The sequence below is a fragment of the Halopseudomonas sp. genome (genome assembly GCF_036961105.1).
Classification (GTDB): Bacteria; Pseudomonadota; Gammaproteobacteria; order Pseudomonadales; family Pseudomonadaceae; genus Halopseudomonas.
Genome location: NZ_JBALWW010000004.1, coordinates 55,738 through 75,117 on the forward strand (window position 1 = coordinate 55,738; position 19,380 = coordinate 75,117).

Genomic DNA, 19,380 nt, shown 5'->3' on the forward strand with positions numbered 1-19,380 from the left:
CGCACAGAGCGGGCTGCGCTGATGCGCAACCCTTGATAAAGAGACGATTGAATTTACAGAGACTTCCAGAGCGAGTCAAAGTCATCCTCGGGGCTGACCGACAGGGATGAGGGATTGGTCGCAGATTGCGGCTTTTCTTCCTTGATCTGTTCGATCAGATGGTACTCGAACTGGCTGAAGCTGCCGGTGGCAGTAACCCGCTCGGTTAGATGAGCCCGCAGGGAGCTTCCCGGGCGGTGGATGATGATTTTGCTATTGCTCTGAAACGGCAGTCGCGGCGTGATGATGGTAGCAGGGCGCGCAATCGCAGTAACTTCAGGCAGCAACAGCGCGCGCAGGAACTGGCTGGGTTCGCCGGTCTTGCGCAGCAGCTTGGCGGCGCAAGGCGTGCAATGCGGTGCCACCAACTCGATGCCCATCTGCGTACCACCGCCGCGAACCTGACGGATCCAGCGTACGACGGCGAGGCTCCAGTCCTGCTCATTGGCTTCCTGGATACCCAGCAGCTCGCCTGCCTGCAGTTGTTTGGGTACTTCCTTGGGCCAGGTCAGACAGAAGCCGCCGGGGCTGTGATTGACAATCGGCAGGGAATGAATTGGATAGCTTTCTTCGCCTTCTTCATCGTCCCCGGCTGCACCGTGATAGTCGATCTGCTCGACGCCGGCTCCGTTCCAGTCAACCGATTGCGCGCCGTCAAATGCGCTAGTCCAGCCGCTCTGCTTGCTACGCTGGGCCGCTTCGGAAAAGGGATTGGTTTCCAGTTCTTCGGCGTCGACAAAGCGCGCGAAGGCCTTGCCCGCAATGCGGTAGTGGGTAGCGCTGATACCGATGCTGACTTTCAGTTGCCCGCCACTGGGAATACGGTTAAAGGTACGCTCGGCGAGATCGCCCCAGGATTGGCTCACATGCTGCAGGAGCTCTATACCCATGTTCTCGGGAATGCTCAACTCGCCATGGTAGTCACTGTCGTTCAGCATGTAGTGCTTGATGCTCTCGACTAGCGCACTGGTGTCCAGGCCCAGGCTGTTATCCAGGCTTTCGTCGCGGATCAGCGACTTGTAGCGAGGTGGGCAGTCCATGTCCGGATTGATGATAAACAGCGCCTTGGCATCGGTAGGCGGCACGATGCGGGCCACGCGACTCCAGTCTTCCAGGGTTGAAAACAGGCGGCCCATGGCGCTCTGGCGCATTTGGTTTGGCCGTGCTGAACCCATGAGCAGTGCGATGATGTAGCTCTGTTCGATGCTCAGCGGCTTTTTGCTGGCGCTTTCCTTGTCCGCTACCGGCGTCAGGTGCAACTTGCGCTTGCGCGCCAGTTGATACAGCTGATGCAGCTCGAGCCAGACCCCGTCGGCAACCGGACAATAGAGCTGAAAGGCGCGCAGCAGAGGGCCGCACAGGCCGCGAATGGAGCGCTGTAGCGCCAGCGTCATCTGACTCGCGTGATCACGGGATTTAATGCTGCGTTCTTGCGCCACAACTATCTTGTAGCCGTTGGCGAGATGGTTCTGCAATGACTGTGAGAGGTTGGCAACCTTGCGCGGCTTGTCTTCGAGAACGATCGACTGCCCCAGATAGTATTTGGACAGCGCCGAGCACACGTAGTGTACCTCGGGTCTGATGCGCTCCAGGATTGCCAGGCGTTTGTCGGCGGGCAACTCAAACTGGTTCAGCTCTATCAGGCCCTGATACAACTGGCGGGCGGTCTCCCCGATGTTGGCTTTTGGCAGATTCGCCAGCCACTGGGTGATGCCCTTTTCTGTGCCTTCGGCAAAGCTCAGGCTACTGAGCGTTTGCTGAGGAATACGCAAATGCAGTTTTTGCGATGTGCTATCCATAACAGTCATATCCAGTACAAGCGGTTCCGGCCAAAGCCTGGCAGCCTTGTGGCTGGGGCATCCTTGGCACTTTAAGGGTCATGTCTTCTATCGAAGACACTGTAGCAGCTTAGCTTCGAACTGGCTAAAAGCCGTATTCAAGGCGCTGGCTGGCATCTACAGTGCCCTTGTCGTCGGTATTCGGTTCATCAGGGAGCGATCAGATCGACATGCACCGGGACCTTGCCCGGTTGGCCGGCCACTTCACGTACCAGTCGTGGTACCAGGTAGCCCGGCAATCGTGTCAACAACTCACCGATCAATTGCTTGGCCGTGGCGTCCGCACAATGGAAATGGCTGGCGCCTCTGACATGGTCAAGCAAGTGCAGATAATAGGGCAATATGCCATTGTCGCCTAGTGCTTCGCTCAGGGCGATCTGGTCATTCAGCCGGTCGTTGACGCCGCGCAGCAGTACCGCCTGATTCAGCAGGGTTACTTTGGCAGTGCGCAGCCGCTCGGTGGCGGCCAACATATTGGCATCGACCTCGTTTGCGTGGTTGCAGTGCAGCACCATGGTCACTGGCAGGCGAGTGCCACATAGCGCCTCTATCAGCTCGGGCGTGACACGCTGTGGGATGACCACCGGCAGGCGCGTGTGCACGCGCAAGCGCTTTACGTGGGCAATATCGGCAATCTGACGGGTGAGCCAGGCCAGACGGCGATCATTGGCCGCGAGCGGATCGCCGCCACTGTAGATGACTTCGTGAATCGAGCTGTCCTGGCGGATGTAATCCAGCGCCTGATCCCACTCGGCGGTGCTCAAGTTGTTCTCATCGTAGGGGAAGTGCCGCCGGAAGCAATAACGGCAGTTGATCGCACAGCCGGCGGTCACCACCAGCAGCAGCCGTCCGTGATATTTGTGAATGATGCCGGGGCGCGCGTTACTGTGCTGCTCCCCCAGCGGGTCCACCACATAGCCCGGTTGTTCTGCCAGTTCTTCGCCCAGTGGCAGCACCTGGCGCAGCAGGGGGTCGTGCGGGTTGCCCGGTTGCATGCGTTGCAGATAGGGTTCGGGAACGCGCAGCGGAAACTCGCCGCTCGCGGCCAGGGCGCCTTCGAGCAGGGCGCTGTCGAGCTTTAGTCGCGCCAATAACACCCGCGGGTCGGTGATGCTGGTGGCGAGGATATTTTGCCAGTCCGCAGACTCAACACGAACTGAAGAACCATGTATCATTGGCGTTTTTCCGCGCATGGGTGTCAGGGTATCCGACTGGCTGCCTCCAACTGTTGTCAGAACGGCGCGTTGTCGGATTATCCGTTAATTGAAAGTGGGAATGTCTGTATGGCCAATTATTCTACCAATGAATTCAAGCCGGGTCTTAAGGTGATGCTCGATGGCGATCCTTGCTCCATCCTGGAAAACGAGTACGTCAAGCCGGGCAAGGGGCAAGCGTTCAACCGCGTGAAGGTGCGCAACCTCAAGACCGGTCGGGTCAACGAGCGCACCTTCAAGTCGGGTGATTCGCTGGAAGGGGCGGACGTCATGGACCGCGAAATGGAATACCTTTACGCCGATGGCGAGTTCTGGCATTTCATGGCCACAGATGGCTCCTTTGAACAGTACGGCGCCGACGAGAAAGCAGTGGGTGATTGCATCAACTGGATGAAGGAGCAGGTGGTTTATCAGGTCACCCTCTATAACGGTGCCCCCATCGCGATTACGCCGCCCAACTTTGTCGAACTGGAAGTAGTGGAAACCGATCCGGGTGTTCGTGGTGACACCTCCGGTGGTGGTACCAAGCCGGCCAGGCTGGTGACCGGCGCAGTGGTCAAGGTGCCGTTGTTCATCAATACCGGCGATGTGCTCAAGGTTGATACCCGCTCCAACGAGTATGTTGGCCGCGCCTGATTTAACTGCAGTAGAGAAAACCGGAGCCTGGCTCCGGTTTTTTTGTGTCTGAACGGAGACTCTTAATGAGTACTGACTGGAGACCCAGCGCATCGATAGCCGCGCTGCAGCGCCGAGCGCAGATCATCAATCAGATTCGTGGTTTTTTTGGGCAGCGGCAGGTTCTCGAGGTAGATACGCCCTCGTTATCCGCCGCAGCGGTGAGCGACCCGCATTTGTTCCCCTTTGCCACGGATTATGTGCCGGAGGGCGGTGGCCTGGCGCAGCGTCTTTATCTGCATACCTCGCCCGAGTACCCGATGAAGCGCTTGCTGGCGGCGGGCAGCGGGGCGATCTGGCAGCTATGCAAGGTCTATCGCAATGGCGAGACCGGCAGCCGCCACAATCCTGAGTTCAGCATGCTGGAGTGGTATCGGCCCGGCTTTGATCACCATCGGCTGATGGACGAAGTGGATGAGCTGGTGGTGCAGGTGCTGGCGTGCGCGCCGGCCCGGCGCGTCACCTACGCTGCCGTGTTCGCCGAGTACACCGGCCTGGATATCCATGATTGCAGCGAGCAGCAGTTGCAGGCGTTGGCACTCGAGCGTTGCGGCTTTACTGGTGAGCTGTCACGCGATGGCTGGCTGAATCTGCTGTTTTCGCATTGCGTCGAGCCGCAGTTGCTGGAGCCGACCATGGTATATGCCTTTCCCTCCTCGCAGGCGGCGCTGGCGCGGGTTGTGGAGGGCGATGATCGTGTGCCCAGTGCTGCCCGTTTCGAGATGTTTGTCGCTGGCATGGAACTGGCCAATGGTTATTTCGAGCTGACCGATGCGCAGGAGCAGGCGCTACGTTTTGCGGCGGACCAACAGTCGCGCAAAGTGCTGGGATATGCCGAGTTACCTCTGGATCAACCCCTGTTGGCGGCCCTGCGCTCGGGGCTGCCTGAGTGCGCGGGGGTGGCACTCGGAGTGGATCGCCTGATCATGCTGGCGCTGGGCGCCAGCCGGATTGATCAGGTAATCGCTTTCGATCTGGCGCGGGCCTGATCAGGCCTGGGTGGTGCCCAGCAACTGCCCCATGCACACGCCGCTGCCCGCCTTGAGCTCAGCTTGCCAGTTGGCCACGTTGGGGCCAAACAGCACTATGACGGTTGAACCCAGTTTGAAGCGGCCCATTTCTTCGCCCCTGATCAGAGTGGGCGCGGTCTTGCCATACTGAATGCTGCCAAGACGCCGGCGGTGGGGTGTGACCAGGCCGGCCCAGGTGGTTTCGATAGATGCCACTATCATGGCGCCGACCAGTACCACGGCCATGGGGCCGACTTCGGTATCAAACAGGCAGACCACCCGCTCGTTGCGCGCGAACAGCTCGGGCACATGGTTGGTCGTGGTCTGGTTGACGGAAAACAGCCGGCCGGGCACATAGGTCATGTCTGTCAGAGTGCCGGTGAAGGGCATATGCACGCGGTGGTAGTTGCTGGGCGACAGATACACGGTGGCAAAGTCGCCGCCCTGAAAGGCTGCGGCGTGTTCCGGATTACCGCCCAGCAACTCGGTGACGCTAAAGCTGTGGCCCTTGGCCTGAAAGATCCGGCCATGCTCGATCTTGCCCAACTGATTGACGGTACCGTCTGCGGGGCTGAGCACGCCGCCAGGGGTAAGATCCAGAGGGCGCGCATCGGGTTTCATCGCGCGGGTGAAAAACTCGTTGAAGCTCGGATAGGCGGTGGGGTCTTCCTCCAGCGCTTCACTCATATCGACCTTGAAGTGTGCGACAAACGCCTTGATGAAGGGATTTTTGACCCATGGCCAGGTGCAGTCGGCCAGGCTGCCCGCCAGGCTGGACAGCAGCTGATGTGGCAGCAGGTATTGCATTACAACAAACAAACGCTCGAGCATGAGAATTCCTCAGGATTCGACAGGGGTGTCCGGGTGGTTGCCCCACTCGGACCAGGAGCCGGCGTAAGCCTTTACCTCAGGATAGCCGAGCACTTTGGCCGCCAGGTAGGTAAAGCCGGAACGGTGATGGGTTTGGCAGTGGGTGACTATCTGTTTGTCCGGAGTAATCCCCAAGGCTTGCAGCTGTTGCGCCAGATCGGCGCGCAGGCGCAGGCCACGCTCAGTATCCATGCCAGCAGTCCATTCGAAGTTGACCGCGCCGGGTATGTGGCCGCCTTTGGCGGCCAGAATTTTTTCGCCGCGGTATTCCTCCGGCGAACGCGCGTCCCAGATCACCCGCTCTGGGTTGTGCAGATCAGCCTTGAGCTCATCCAGCGTCAGGCTGGGACGGAGATCAACCTGCAACTGTGGCTGACTGGCGGGTACCTGATTGGGGCGCTGTTCCAATGGCATTGCGGCCTGCTGCCAGGCTCGCAGGCCGCCATTGATATAGCTGTAATGTGCGTGGCCAATGCTGTCGAGCAGCCAGATGAAACGGCCGGCCCAGCCGCCGCCTTCGTCATCGTAGACGATGTAGTGCAAGTCGCGATGGTGACCCAGTTCGGCAAACAGTGACTGCAGGGCGTCCATATCCGGCAGCAGGCCTGGGCGCGGGGCTGGCGCGGTGATGCGGCCGGGCGCGACATGCACTGCGCCCGGAATATGGCCAGCGAGGTATTGATCGGCCTTGCACAGGTCTACCAGGCGGTAATGCTGTTGATTCACTGGCAGCACGAGCGCCTCGGGCTCCAGCAGCAAAGGCAGGTTGGGGGTCGTCATGGTGACGCTTCTCCGGCGATAGGTTAAGGCGAGCGCGGCGCCATCGAGCGCATTGTAGCGGATTGCCCTAAGCCTCAACAGAATTGCGACAGCCCGGCGCGACGCAGCTACTATCGCCCGCGGAGGCGACTAGCTGCGTTGCTTGAAGTTGATCAGTGCAGTGCAGATGCAGCTGGCTGTCTTGCTCAGGGCCTTTTGTCGTTGCTGATCCATTAGCCGGTGGCTGCCTGGGTTGCAGGCAAACAGCAGACCAAGCACCTGTTTGTTGTGAACAATGGGGATCAGCTCGAAGGCGCTATCGCTGATTATGGTCTTGAGCGCGCCTGGCAGCACTTGATCCATTCCAGTCAAGCGCTCGCTGTCGAGATGGTGACAGGTTTCGCTCATGAGCCAGGTACCCCAGGCGGAGCCGCGCGGATTGCCCAGCCGGGTACCGACGATGTTGCGTCCGGCCGCAAAGCCCAGGGCTGCGCCGACAACGAGCTGCTGCGCCTTGCCGTTGAACAGCGCGATCCAGCATTGCGGCAGGCCCAGACCGTCGTGCATGGCGGCGAGACCGCAGCTGAGTAGCTCGGGCAGGGTGGAGAAAGGGCTGGGCGCGCTGTTGAGCGTCATGCAAAGGTGCCGCCAGCGCTCCGGCCGTATCGGTGCGGGCGGGGTAGCGGCAGCCGGCAGACTAGCGGGTTTGGCGGCGGGTTCGACGGTGGTCCGGTAATCGGCGGGCCATGGCAGCGACAGCGCAGGAAGCCAGACTCTACCAGGGCCTTGGAGGGATTGCTGGTGAGCGCTGAGGACCGCACTTTCGTGACTAGTGCGCTGAGTGTCGTGCACGCTGCAACCCAGATACAGCGCGCTGAGCTGTTGCCAGCGCAAGGTGTGTACCGCGTACCAATTGTGATGCGAACCCAGCGCTATGCCGGTGGCCATCAACAGGCTGTTGGCGGGTTGGGTCAGCCAGCGGTACAGCTCGCGGTCGGCATCCAGATGGGCTTGCTGTTCCTGCGGGTTAGCCGCGTTGCGCGCGATATGCAGCGCCTTGACCATGGTGCGGCGGCTGCTGTTCAGCGAGCGATAGCCTTGCAGTATCCACGGCGGCAACCACCAGTCCTGGGCCAGTTGCTGCACCAGCACGAAGCCGGACGCGGTGGTTTCGGCGATCTGTCGCTTGCTTACATGCTCGGGCAATACGCCGCGGTTCAGCGCGTCCCACTGGGCAAATATGTGCGGCTTGACATAAGTCAGGGCCCACAGCGGCGACAGGAAGAGCAGGGTCGCCAGCGCCATCTCATGCCATAGCCGCGCGATACGGTGAGAAAACAGCCCCTGCGCCTGGCTCACGGCATGTTCGCTGATACTCAATAGCTGCAGATAGGCGCGCGGCATGTCCTGCGCTGCCACCACGGGGATATTGCCCAGCAGCGTGCCCAAGCGCTGGGTACCCAACAGGCTGCAGGCCTGTTCCAGGGTGAGTATGTCAATGTCCCGGTTGCGTGCGGCTTCACCTGCAGCGCGACATATATGCAGCGCAGCCACAGGCACACTCATGAGCGCCTGGGTCAGCTCACTCAGACTCAGCATCTCGCTGCCAAGCTGGTGCAGCAGCCGTTCGCGCTGCGCCGGCGTGATCGGCAGCACGGTCGCATTCAGCTTCTCGCGCAAGCTGCCGATAATGTCTTTGTTGCCGTTAGGGTTGGGCTGGACTGTGCTCATAGGTCTCGCGGCTTTATACTTGGCGTTTGCGCGACTATAACTCGAACTGCGGTCCTGTGCCGCTCCTGCATGCCCTTCGCATGCATCCTGCTACATCGGACATTCTGATTTATGCTGAAGATCGCTGGTTTCCTCGTTGTTATTGGTGCGGTGCTGGGCGGTTTCACAGCCTCCGGCGGGCACATTGCAGCGCTCTGGCACCCCTTTGAAATCCTGATTATCGGGGGCGCCGCCTTTGGCGCCTTTATGGTTGCCAACAGTGGGGCCGTGGTCAAGAAAACGCTGGCCTCCGGCCCGAAAATCATGTTTGGCCACAGGTTTAACAAAGCCTATTACCTGGATGTACTGGGTTTGCTGTACGAGGTACTGAATAAAAGCCGCCGTGAAGGCATGATGTCGATCGAGGCGGATATCGAAGAGCCGGCAGAAAGCCCTATCTTCAGCAAGTACCCGGCGATACTCAAAGACAAGCACATGACCGAGTTCGTCTGCGATTACTTGCGCATCATGTCCACCGGCAACATGGCTCCGCATGAGCTGGAAGCCCTGTTTGACGTGGAAATTTCCAGTCTCACCGAAGAGCTGCTCGAACCCTCTCATGCGGCCACTCGCGTGTCGGATGCCTTGCCGGGCTTTGGTATCGTCGCCGCGGTGCTGGGTATCGTGATCACCATGAGTATTCTGGGTGACGCGGAAAAGTCTGAAATTGGCGAAAAGGTAGGAACGGCGCTGGTGGGTACCTTTCTGGGTATTCTCGCGGCCTATGGCTTTGTGGGGCCGTTCTCCGCCGCTATGGAGCATGATGCGCACGAGGAGGCCAATACCTACGAGGCTATCAAGATGACGCTGGTGGCCAGCGCGCAAGGCTTGCCGCCGGCGCTGGCAGTCGAGTTTGGCCGCAAGTCGCTGCTGCCTGAGCACCGTCCCAGCTTTATGGAGCTGGAAGAGTCGGTCAAGGGCCGCTGATTCATGGATAACAACCAGCCGATTATCGTCAAGCGCATCACCCGCAAGGCTGCAGGGCACCATGGCGGTTCCTGGAAGATTGCCTTTGCCGATTTTGCCGTGGCGATGATGGCATTTTTTCTGGTCATGTGGCTGATTACCGTGGCGACGCCGGAACAGTTGAAAGATATTTCCGGCTATTTCAATGACCCCATAGGCTTTTCCGAAGGGGGCAGCCCGTATCCGATTGATCTAGGCGGCTCCCCGCAGGTGTCTCCCAATGTCACCTTGAGCAAGGAGGAGGACCCGCAGGATGAGAATCTGGTGGATGAGTCTGCAGCCAAGGAACTGGCAGACCAGGTGGAGCAGCGTGAGCTGGAAATGCTGTTGCAGGAGCTGCAGAACCAGATTGATGAAGAGCCGGTGCTGCAGCGCTTCAAGGATCAGATTCTGATCGAGATCACCCAGGACGGCTTGCGTATCCAGATTGTAGATGCGGAGAACCGTCCCATGTTCGCTAGCGGCAGTGCCGAGTTGCAGCCCTATTTCGAGGAAATTCTGCTGGCGCTGAGCGATACCATTGCCAAGGTACCGAAGAAGATCAGCATCAGCGGTCATACCGATGCCGAGCCCTATCGCGGGCGCCGCGGATATGGCAACTGGGAACTATCGTCCGACCGTGCCAATGCAGCGCGACGGACCCTGCTGGTGGCAGGGTATCCGGAGCCGCAGGTGGCCAGGGTGGTCGGTTATGCCGACTCGGCCCTGTTTGATCGCAACGATCCCTTGAGCGCGACCAACCGGCGTATCGATATTGTGGTGCTGAATCATCAGGCCGAGGCGCAGTTGCTGGATTCGGCGAATCCAGATCCGGCGGCCGACGCTGCGCAAATCCTGCCGGAAGAGGCGCCGGCGCCAGCCTCTGAGGGCTCGGGTCAGCTTGCGCCCGCTGGGCAAGAGGCGGATCCGCAAGCATTGGTGCCAGGTGCGGTAGCTGAGCCAGCAGCGGAGGCGCCCCAACAAGTCGCCCCTGCCTCGCCGACGCCCGCAGCGCAGCGCCGCTTGAACCTGTTTGATGATGCAGAGCCCACCCGCCGCCTTAGCGAGTAGCAGAGGCGCCTGGAGCGCAGGTCAGTCGTCGTTCAGCGTCGAGAGTATGTGCTTGTAGCTGGCCATCCGGGCCTTGGCGATCTTGCCTTCGGCAACTGCGCCAAGCAGCGCGCAGCCCGGTTCCTGCTGATGCCGGCAGTCGCGGAAGCGGCAGGTGCCGAGGTAGGGCCGGAATTCGATGAAACCTTCCAGCAGCTCGTCCTGACTGATGTGCATCAGCCCGAATTCGCGTATGCCGGGCGAGTCGATCAGATCGCCGCCGGCCGGAAAGTGGAACAACTTGGCCGTTGTGGTGGTATGCGTGCCCTTGCCGGTCTGTTCGGACAGGGCGCCCACGCGTAAATCTTCGCCCGGCAGCAAGACATTGATCAGTGATGACTTGCCCACGCCCGACTGCCCGACAAATACGCTGATGCGGTCCTTGAGCGTGGCCGTGAGGTCATCCATGCCACTGCCGTCGCCAGCGGAGAGGCTGAGTACTCGATAACCCAGCGCAGCATAGTCGCTCAACCACTGCAACAGCTCACCGTGTTGCTCGGGGCTGAGCAGATCGGATTTGTTCATGACCAGCAGCGGCTCCAGCCCGGCCTGTTCCGCCGCCACCAGATAGCGGTCGATCAGATTGGCGTAGGGCGTGGGCAGGGGGGCAAACACGATCACCAGCAAATCGACGTTAGCCGCCACCGGTTTGAGCTGGCCCCGGTGGTCCGGGCGACACAGCTCGGTTTGCCTGGGCAACTGCGCGACTATGACGCCGGAACCCTGGTTGTCGGCGCGCCAGATAACCCGATCGCCGGTGACCAGTGCTGGCAGGTTGGCGCGTCGGTAGCAGCGGCGCACCTCGCCGAGGTTGGCGCCATCGGTGGCCTCAACGTCCATCTGCACGCCAAAGTGGGCGATGACCAGGCCGTTCTGTTCGGGGCCCAGGTCGCCGCCCAGCAAGCTTTGCTCGGCCTTGTCGGCGCGGCGATCGGCGCGCGCAGCGCGCTCGCCCTGGATTTTTTCAATGCGCCAGCTTTGGCGCCGGGTAAGGTGTCGCTTGGCCATGGGGTCAGTGTCTGAAGAAACAGCCGCAGTGTAGCACGCGGCGGTTATACTGGCGGCAGATGATCTGCTGCCCTGGTTGCTGGGCGCAGAACGGTGTCAGTTTCCCCTTGAGTCAGGAGTCAGCATGCAAAGCCCCGAGAACCTAATCTGGATTGATCTGGAAATGACCGGGCTTGACCCGGACAACGATGTGATCATCGAGATTGCGACCATAGTGACCGACTCCAACCTGAATGTGCTGGCCGAGGGCCCGGCGATTGCAGTCAAGCAGCCCGATGCATTGCTCGATGGCATGGATGAATGGAACACCCGACAGCATGGCCAGTCGGGCCTGACGCAGCGCGTGCGGGACAGCATCACCAGCGCAGCCGACGCCGAACAGCAGACCCTGGCCTTCCTGCGCGAATGGGTGCCGGCAGGCCGTTCGCCGATGTGCGGCAACAGCATCTGTCAGGATCGGCGCTTTCTTTATCGCGGCATGCGCGAGCTGGAAGAGTATTTCCATTACCGCAACCTGGACGTATCCACCCTGAAAGAACTTGCTGCGCGCTGGGCGCCCGAGGTGAAGAACGGGGTGAAGAAGCAGAGCAGCCATCTGGCCATGGACGATATTCGTGATTCCATCGCCGAGCTGCAGCATTACCGCGAGCATTTCATCAAGTTCTGAGGTCGCTAGAAACCGTGCTGTCGCAGCGCCCATTCGACGTGCTCGCGCACCAGCTCGGAGGGATGATCGCGCCGCGTCTTCAAAGCCTCGATCACGGCGATGCTGGACGTGGCGTTGCCCAGGCCCACGGCCAGGTTGCGCAGCCAACGTTCGTGGCCGATGCGCCGAATCGGCGAGCCTTCGGTATTGGCCAGGAAGGTGGCTTCGTCCCAGCGGAACAGCGCGGCCAGACTGGCTTGGTCCAACTGGTGTCGCGGCTTGAAGTCGTCCTCGCTGGTGGGTTTGGCGAAACGGTTCCAGGGACAGACCAGTTGGCAATCGTCACAGCCGAACACGCGATTGCCCATGGGCTGGCGCAGCTCCTCGGGGATGGCGCCTTTCAGCTCTATAGTCAGATAGGAGATGCAGCGCCGCGCGTCGAGTATCTTGTCGCCGACAAAGGCCTGGGTCGGGCAGCGTTCCAGGCAGGCGCTGCAGCTGCCGCAATGCTCGCTCTGGTAGGCTTGATCTACCGGCAAAGGCAGGTCGGTATAGAGTTCGCCGAGGAAGAAGTAACTACCCGCCTTGCGGTTGATCAGCATGCTGTTCTTGCCGATCCAGCCAAGCCCTGACCCAGATGCCAGGGCGCGCTCCATGACCGGCGCACTGTCGACGAAGGCGCGATAACCAAAGGGTCCGATCAGCTCGCCAATGGCGTCTGCCAGCTTTTGCAGCCGTCGGCGGATCAGCTTGTGATAGTCGCGGCCCAGCGCATAGCGGGATATGTAGGCAGCATCCGGTTGGCTCAACCGCTGCGCCATGGCGCTATCGCCGGGCAGGTAATCCATGCGCACCGAGATCACGCGCTGCGTACCGGGTACCAGCTCAGCCGGTTGGGTACGCTTGCTGCCATGGCTGGCCATCCACTCCATTTCGCCGTGATAACCGGCCGCCAGCCATTGCTCCAGCCACTGTTCGTGTTGGCCGATATCGGGCGCGCTGATGCCAAGCTGTTGGAAGCCCAGTTGGCTGGCCAAGGAGCGAATCTGTTCGGCGAGGGCGCTGTAATCGGTGTTTTCAGGCATGGGCAGGTCGCGGGATTGGGGGTTGCGGCGAGTCATCTCGTATAATTGTGCCAGACATACGCACCGGGAGCCTATTTATGCCGCACCTTCTGCCCGACAGAGTATTGACCACTGCGCAGGTAAGAGAGCTGGACGCACGCATTATCGCCGCCGGAATTCCCGGCATCGACCTCATGCAATCCGCTGCCGAGGCCCTCTGGGCTGCGATCGGTCAGCGCTGGCCGGCAGTGCGGCGCATGAGCGTGCTGTGCGGCAGCGGTAATAATGCTGGCGATGGCTATCTGCTGGCGCTGCGGGCCAAGCTGGCGGGCTGGCAGGTGCAGGTGCTGAGCGTGGGTGACACGGCAAAACTGCAGGGCGACGCCGCCACGGCCTGGCGGCGCGCCCGTGAGCAGGGTGTGTCTGTGCGGCCCTGGTCCGCCGATATCGAATTGAGCGGAGTGGTTGTAGATGCGCTTCTGGGTACGGGTTTGCGTGGCGAGGTGCGTGAGGACTATCGCGCTGCCATCAGTGCAATCAACGCGGCCGCCGGGCCTGTGGTGGCAGTGGATGTACCCAGTGGTCTGGATGCTGACCGTGGTGTGGCACTCGGCTGCGCGGTGACCGCGCAGCTGACAGTGACCTTTATAGGTCTCAAGCTCGGCTTGCTTACCGGTGCCGGGCCCGACTACGTGGGAGAGCTGGAATTCGCGCCGCTGGCCGACTACCAGGGCGCCGACTTTGACCACGGCATTGAGCGCCTCGCCTTGCATAATTGGGCCGATACCCTGCCGGCGCGCAACAAGGCAGCACACAAGGGCACCTTTGGTCATCTGCTGCTGGTGGGTGGTGGGCATGGATCAGGCGGGGCGATCATGCTCGCCGCCGAAGCGGCCATGCACAGTGGCGCTGGCAAGATCAGTGTGGCGACGCGGGCCGAGCATGTGGCGCCGCTACTCAGCCGCTGTCCCGAGCTGATGGTGCGGGCGGTAGATTCGCCAGCCGACCTGCAACCGCTGCTGGATCAGGCAGACGCCATCGTCGTGGGGCCGGGCCTGGGCCGCGACCACTGGGCGCAAAGCCTGTTGCACGCGGTGCTTGATTGGCGCGGCCCGCGGGTGCTGGATGCTGACGCGCTCAATATCATTGCCGAGAAAGATAAACTGCCGCGTCTGGGCGATCAGGTGATAGTGTCGCCGCACCCGACTGAGGCTGCGCGCCTGTTATCGGTTTCTACCCCTGAGGTGCAGGCCGACCGCTTGGCTGCGGTGCAGCGTTTAGCCCGGGAGCTGGGCGCCGCTGCCATTCTCAAGGGCGCTGGTTCTCTGGTCGCCAGCGCCGATGGCGCGCTACCGGCGGTCTGCAGTCATGGAAATCCCGGTATGGCGGTCGCTGGCATGGGCGACGTGTTGTCCGGTCTGCTGGGGGCGTTGCTGGCCCAGCGCATTCCTGCTGGCAGGGCGGCGCGCTATGCTGTGCTGGTGCACGCGCTGGCGGGCGATCGCGCGGCTGTGGATGGCCAGGTTGGCATGCGAGCGAGCGATATGTTTGCGCCAATCAGGCAGTATTTGAATACCAGATCGAGCGAATGATCTGCCTGCGGGTCAGGTTGCTGAGGCGTAACGGGCGTACCGAATGGGAAAAGTAATGAGCTACGCGGTAGAGGTGGAAGGTGAAGAGGCTATGCAGCGCTTGGGCGCCGATATCGCTCGGGCACTTGTTGGGCGGGGCGTGGTCTACCTGGAGGGAAACCTGGGTATGGGCAAAACGACGCTGAGTCGGGGAATGATTCGTGGGTTGGGGCATGAAGGGGCGGTGAAGAGCCCAACCTTCACGCTGGTTGAACCCTATGAGCTGGCAACCGCGCAGGTTTATCACTTTGACTTGTATCGCCTGGTTGATCCGGAAGAATTGGAGTTTCTGGGTGTGCGCGATTATTTCTCTGCTGGCAACCTTTGTCTGGTCGAGTGGCCGGAAAAGGGGCACGGCGTTTTGCCAAGACCGGACCTGAGGATTACCATTGACGTCAAAGGTGCCGGCAGACGCCTTTTGTTGACCGCCGAGACCGAACACGGTCAGGCCAGTTGCCATCGATTGGAACAAGAACGGAGTAAGGCATAGCGTGACTAGCATGACCGGGGGGAAATGCCAGATGCTGCTGCGTTGGTGCGCTGTCAGTTTATTGTGCCTTGTTACCGAAGCTGCACTAGCGGCCGATATCAAGAGCGTGCGCCTGTGGCGCGCGCCCGACAACACCCGTCTGGTGTTTGACTTGAGTGGGCCCGCCGAACATACCTTGTTTACGTTGTCCAATCCCGAGCGGATTGTTATCGATATCGATAATGCCAGCTTCAACGCCAATACCGCCGATTTGGCATTGGCCAATACCCCGCTGACTGGCATGCGCTCCGCTCCGCGCAATGGCAAGGATTTGCGGGTGGTGCTGGATCTGTCCGCGCAAGTCAATCCCAAGAGCTTTGTACTGCCGCCCAATCAGCAATACGGTGATCGTCTGGTGATCGACCTGTTTGATCAGGATGGTCGACCCACTGCCATGGATCCGCCGCAAGCACCTCAGGCCGCGCCGCTGCCGCAAACACCTACGCGCTCCATTACCGAGGCGGGTGAGCGCGATATTATCATTGCCATCGATGCTGGGCATGGTGGCGAAGACCCGGGTGCCATCGGCTATGGCGGTGCCCGCGAGAAAGAGGTAGTGCTGGCCATCGCTCGCGACCTCAAGGGCATGATTGACGCAGAGCCCGGTTTCAAGGGGCAACTGGTGCGCACTGGTGATTACTTCATTCCGCTGCGCAAGCGCACCGAAATCGCCCGCCAGCACAATGCCGATCTGTTTGTGTCAATTCACGCCGACGCCTTTACCCGGGCCAGCGCCAATGGCGCTTCGGTATTTGCACTGTCGGATCGCGGCGCCACCTCCGAAACCGCGCGTCTGCTGGCTGACCGGGAAAACCGCTCCGACCTGATTGGTGGGGTTGGGGGAGTGAGTCTCGACAACAAGGATCAGGTGCTGGCCAGTGTGCTGCTCGACCTGTCGATGACGGCAACCTTGTCGGCCAGTCTGGATGTGGGTCAGCAGGTGCTATCCTCAGTTGGTAGGGTCAATTCGCTGCACAAGCCGCGGGTCGAGCAGGCCGGTTTCATGGTGCTCAAATCCCCGGATATTCCTTCGATTCTGGTAGAAACCGGCTTTATCTCCAACCCCGGCGAGGCCCGCAAGCTGGTTACCCGCAGTCATCAGCAGGCGCTGGCACGCTCGATTCATGCCGGGGTGAAGAGCTACTTCCATCGAAACCCGCCACCGGGTACCCGCGTTGCTGCGCTCAAGGCCAGTGGCAAGCTGGCTCAGGGCCCGCGCGAGCACGTAGTGCGCCGCGGTGACAGCTTGTCGATGATCGCGGCGCTGTATCAGGTGTCACTCAGTGGGCTGCGCAACGCCAATAATCTGTCCGATGACAACATACGAGTGGGTCAGGTGATCAAAGTCCCGGCCAGCAGCATGCTCGTACAGAACGAACGCTGATATGTCCCGAATTCAATTGCTAAGCCCGCGTCTGGCCAACCAGATCGCGGCGGGTGAGGTTGTCGAACGGCCTGCCTCGGTAATCAAGGAGCTACTGGAAAACAGCCTGGACGCCGGCGCCAAGCGCATCGATATAGACATCGAACAGGCTGGGGTAAAGTTGCTGCGGGTGCGTGATGACGGCAGTGGCATTGAACAGGATGACCTCCCGCTGGCGTTGTCTCGACATGCCACCAGCAAGATTCGCGACCTGGATGATCTGGAGCGCGTCGCTACCCTGGGTTTTCGCGGCGAAGCCCTGGCCTCGGTCAGTTCGGTCTCGCGCCTGACGCTGACCTCCTGTCCGGCTGGCAGCGATCAGGCCTGGCAGGTTGAAACCGAAGGGCGCGACATGGCGCCCAATCTGCAGCCGGCTGCGCATCCGCAGGGCACCACGGTGGAAGTACGCGACCTGTTTTTCAACACGCCAGCGCGGCGTAAGTTCTTGCGTACCGAGAAGACCGAATTTTCACACCTGGAAGAAGTGGTCAAACGCCTGGCACTGTCCCGTTTCGATGTGGCTTTCAACCTGCGGCACAACGGCCGCAGTGTGTTCAGCTTGCGTCCGGCGCACAGCGAGCAGGAAGCTCGCCGCCGGGTGGCGACGGTGTGCGGGCCGGCCTTTGTCGAGCAATCGCGTACCATCGACAACGAGCGTGGCGGGCTGCGCCTCTGGGGTTGGGTGGGGTTGCCGACTTTCTCTCGTAGTCAGGCCGATCTGCAATATTTCTTCGTCAACGGCCGCATGATCAAGGACAAACTGGTAGCCCACGCCGTGCGCCAGGCCTATCGCGATGTGCTGTTCAACGGCCGCCATCCCACCTTCGTGCTCTTCATGGAGCTGGATCCCGGAGTGGTCGATGTCAATGTGCACCCCACCAAGCACGAGGTCCGTTTTCGTGACGGGCGCATGGTGCACGATTTTCTCTTCAGCACTCTCTATCGTGCCCTGGCAGATCAACGCCCGGGTGATCAGACCGAGCAGGTCGCGAGCACCGACAACACCGGAAATGCAGCGCCTGACACGCTCAACCCGCCGCCGGCGCAGCCAGCGGTTAACGGGCTGAATGCCGGCGTGTTTTCCGGGCAACAGTACATGAGTCTGAACGAGCCCTCGGCCAGTTGGCGGGCAGAGTCGGGGGCAGGAGCGGCTGGCAGTTATGTGCCGACTCCAGCGCCCGCGCCCGGCGCAGTGGCAGCGTACGCCAACCTGTATGGCGCGCCTGCGGGGAGCGAGCCGGTTCTGCCTCGGGAAGAGGGCAGTGTGCCGCCGCTGGGGTATGCCGTGGCGCAGTTGCACGGAGTCTATATCCTGGCGGAAAACACCGCCGGCATGGTGGTGGTGGACATGCACGCCGCGCACGAACGCATCACCTATGAGCGGCTCAAGCTGGCGATGGATCAGGAAGGGCTGCGCAGCCAGCCTTTGCTGGTGCCGGAAACCCTGGCGGTCAGCCAGCGTGAAGCCGACTGCGCCGAGGAACACGCCGCCTGGTTTACCCGTCTGGGCATGTCATTGCAGCGGATGGGGCCGGAATCCCTGGCGATTCGGGAAGTGCCGGCGTTGTTGCGGCAGGCACATGCCGAGCAACTGGTGCGCGATGTGCTGAGCGACCTGCTGGAATATGGCACGAGCGACCGCATTCAGGCGCACCTGAATGAATTGCTCGGTACCATGGCCTGTCACGGCGCGATACGGGCCAACCGGCGGTTGACGCTGGCGGAGATGAATGGACTGCTGCGCGACATGGAGCAGACCGAGCGCAGTGGGCAATGCAATCATGGGCGCCCGACCTGGACGCAAATGAGCATGGCGGAACTCGACAAGCTGTTTCTGCGCGGGCGCTGAGGTAGCTGATGAAGGGAGCACAGTGTGACGCGCGATAAGCTGCCGCCCGTCATATGCCTGATGGGGCCCACCGCCTCGGGCAAGACCGAGCTGGCCATGCATCTGTATGACCATTTTCCCTGCGAGCTGATCAGTGTTGATTCGGTGTTGGTGTACCGCGGCATGGATATTGGGTCGGCCAAGCCGGACTCAATCACGCTGGCGCGCTATCCGCACCACCTGATCGATATTCTCGACCCGGCCGAAAGCTATTCGGCGGCACGGTTTCGCGAGGATGTTACGCCGCTGCTGGCGGATATTACCGCGCGTGGCCGCATACCTGTGCTGGTGGGCGGCACCATGCTGTATTTCAAGGCTTTGGCCGGGGGGCTGGCACAGATGCCATCGGCCGATCCCGCGGTGCGTGCGCGTATAGAAGCGATGGCTGCAGTCGGCGGCTGGGAGTCGGTGCATCGGGCGTTGGCAGAGGTGGATCCGATCGCCGCCGAGCGAATTCACCCGAACGATCCGCAGCGGATTCAGCGCGCCTATGAGGTGTTTCTGCTAACCGGTATTACACTGACACAAATGCATGGTCGGCAAAGTGCAGAAAAAGCTGTTGGCGAGAGGCCGGAAACGGCAGTTTTACCTTATACTGTGCGCTATATGGCTGTTGCACCGCAGGATCGTTCTGTGCTGCACGCGCGAATTGCCGAACGTTTTGTCCTGATGATGAAACAAGGGCTGATTCCAGAGGTCGAAGCTCTGCGTAACCGGGGAGACTTGAACTCAGCCATGCCGTCCATCAGGGCTGTCGGCTACCGACAGGTCTGGGATTATCTGGATGGCAAGCTCGACAAGGCAGAAATGGTTGAACGAGGCATCATTGCTACCCGGCAACTGGCCAAGCGCCAATTCACCTGGTTGCGTGGCTGGCACGCCGAGATCGACTGGCTTGACAGTCTGGACCCGAAAAGATTCGAGCTGGCCTTGAAAGCGCTGCAAGAGGCCGCACTATAGA

17 protein-coding genes are annotated in these 19,380 nt (G+C 60.9%); 10 read left to right on the forward strand and 7 right to left on the reverse strand.

The window, feature by feature from the left end; all coding sequences use genetic code 11:
* Window positions 1-53: 53 nt before the first annotated feature.
* Window positions 54-1,838 carry a molecular chaperone gene (locus tag V7756_RS06630; protein ID WP_335609369.1) on the reverse strand — a complete coding sequence of 595 codons (1,785 nt, stop codon included), beginning with the start codon at window positions 1,836-1,838 and terminating at the stop codon, window positions 54-56.
* 188 nt (window positions 1,839-2,026) lie between these two features.
* Window positions 2,027-3,052, reverse strand: coding sequence for an EF-P beta-lysylation protein EpmB (gene epmB, locus V7756_RS06635; RefSeq protein WP_335609370.1), 1,026 nt, complete (start codon window positions 3,050-3,052; stop codon window positions 2,027-2,029).
* Window positions 3,053-3,160: 108 nt separating this feature from the next.
* On the opposite strand from epmB, the gene efp reads away from it, so the two are divergent.
* Together efp and epmA are read left to right on the forward strand one after the other, a co-directional pair.
* Window positions 3,161-3,727, forward strand: a complete 567-nt coding sequence (gene efp, locus V7756_RS06640) for an elongation factor P (protein ID WP_335609371.1) — start codon at window positions 3,161-3,163, stop codon at window positions 3,725-3,727.
* A gap of 65 nt (window positions 3,728-3,792) precedes the next feature.
* On the forward strand, window positions 3,793-4,755 hold the full coding sequence (gene epmA / locus V7756_RS06645; RefSeq protein WP_335609372.1) for an elongation factor P--(R)-beta-lysine ligase: 963 nt from the start codon (window positions 3,793-3,795) through the stop codon (window positions 4,753-4,755).
* On the opposite strand, the gene asd is transcribed toward epmA, so the two are convergent.
* From asd to V7756_RS06660, 3 genes are all read right to left on the reverse strand, one after another.
* Window positions 4,756-5,607, reverse strand: a complete 852-nt coding sequence (gene asd / locus V7756_RS06650) for an archaetidylserine decarboxylase (protein WP_335609373.1) — start codon at window positions 5,605-5,607, stop codon at window positions 4,756-4,758.
* Window positions 5,608-5,616: 9 nt separating this feature from the next.
* Window positions 5,617-6,426, reverse strand: coding sequence for a rhodanese-like domain-containing protein (locus V7756_RS06655; RefSeq protein ID WP_335609374.1), 810 nt, complete (start codon window positions 6,424-6,426; stop codon window positions 5,617-5,619).
* A 129-nt stretch (window positions 6,427-6,555) separates the two neighbouring features.
* A complete protein-coding gene (locus V7756_RS06660; protein WP_335609375.1) occupies window positions 6,556-8,136 on the reverse strand; it encodes a hypothetical protein in 1,581 nt (526 codons plus the stop codon).
* A 111-nt stretch (window positions 8,137-8,247) separates the two neighbouring features.
* Between V7756_RS06660 and motA the strand changes: the two genes are divergently transcribed.
* Window positions 8,248-9,102 carry a flagellar motor stator protein MotA gene (motA, locus tag V7756_RS06665; protein WP_335609376.1) on the forward strand — a complete coding sequence of 285 codons (855 nt, stop codon included), beginning with the start codon at window positions 8,248-8,250 and terminating at the stop codon, window positions 9,100-9,102.
* A gap of 3 nt (window positions 9,103-9,105) precedes the next feature.
* Entirely contained in the window at window positions 9,106-10,191 is a 1,086-nt protein-coding gene (gene motB, locus V7756_RS06670) for a flagellar motor protein MotB (protein ID WP_335609377.1), read from the forward strand.
* Between the two features lie 21 nt (window positions 10,192-10,212).
* Here motB and rsgA read toward each other — a convergent pair whose 3' ends face one another.
* Window positions 10,213-11,238, reverse strand: a complete 1,026-nt coding sequence (rsgA, locus tag V7756_RS06675; RefSeq protein ID WP_335609378.1) for a small ribosomal subunit biogenesis GTPase RsgA — start codon at window positions 11,236-11,238, stop codon at window positions 10,213-10,215.
* Between the two features lie 124 nt (window positions 11,239-11,362).
* Here rsgA and orn point away from each other — a divergent pair, with 124 nt between their 5' ends.
* Window positions 11,363-11,905, forward strand: coding sequence for an oligoribonuclease (gene orn, locus V7756_RS06680; protein ID WP_335609379.1), 543 nt, complete (start codon window positions 11,363-11,365; stop codon window positions 11,903-11,905).
* 5 nt (window positions 11,906-11,910) lie between these two features.
* Here orn and queG read toward each other — a convergent pair whose 3' ends face one another.
* Entirely contained in the window at window positions 11,911-12,969 is a 1,059-nt protein-coding gene (gene queG, locus V7756_RS06685; protein ID WP_335609380.1) for a tRNA epoxyqueuosine(34) reductase QueG, read from the reverse strand.
* 77 nt (window positions 12,970-13,046) lie between these two features.
* Here queG and V7756_RS06690 point away from each other — a divergent pair, with 77 nt between their 5' ends.
* Genes V7756_RS06690 through miaA form a run of 5 tightly spaced genes read left to right on the forward strand, consistent with a single transcriptional unit; the run spans window position 13,047 to window position 19,379 of the window.
* Window positions 13,047-14,540 carry an NAD(P)H-hydrate dehydratase gene (locus V7756_RS06690; RefSeq protein ID WP_335609381.1) on the forward strand — a complete coding sequence of 498 codons (1,494 nt, stop codon included), beginning with the start codon at window positions 13,047-13,049 and terminating at the stop codon, window positions 14,538-14,540.
* Window positions 14,541-14,583: 43 nt separating this feature from the next.
* Complete coding sequence (gene tsaE / locus V7756_RS06695) at window positions 14,584-15,069, forward strand: tRNA (adenosine(37)-N6)-threonylcarbamoyltransferase complex ATPase subunit type 1 TsaE (RefSeq protein WP_335609382.1); 486 nt, start codon at window positions 14,584-14,586, stop codon at window positions 15,067-15,069.
* Window positions 15,070-15,079: 10 nt separating this feature from the next.
* Entirely contained in the window at window positions 15,080-16,492 is a 1,413-nt protein-coding gene (locus V7756_RS06700; protein WP_442908969.1) for an N-acetylmuramoyl-L-alanine amidase, read from the forward strand.
* A gap of 1 nt (window position 16,493) precedes the next feature.
* On the forward strand, window positions 16,494-18,380 hold the full coding sequence (mutL, locus tag V7756_RS06705) for a DNA mismatch repair endonuclease MutL (RefSeq protein ID WP_335609384.1): 1,887 nt from the start codon (window positions 16,494-16,496) through the stop codon (window positions 18,378-18,380).
* 60 nt (window positions 18,381-18,440) lie between these two features.
* Window positions 18,441-19,379, forward strand: a complete 939-nt coding sequence (gene miaA / locus V7756_RS06710) for a tRNA (adenosine(37)-N6)-dimethylallyltransferase MiaA (RefSeq protein ID WP_335609483.1) — start codon at window positions 18,441-18,443, stop codon at window positions 19,377-19,379.
* Window position 19,380 lies beyond the last annotated feature (1 nt).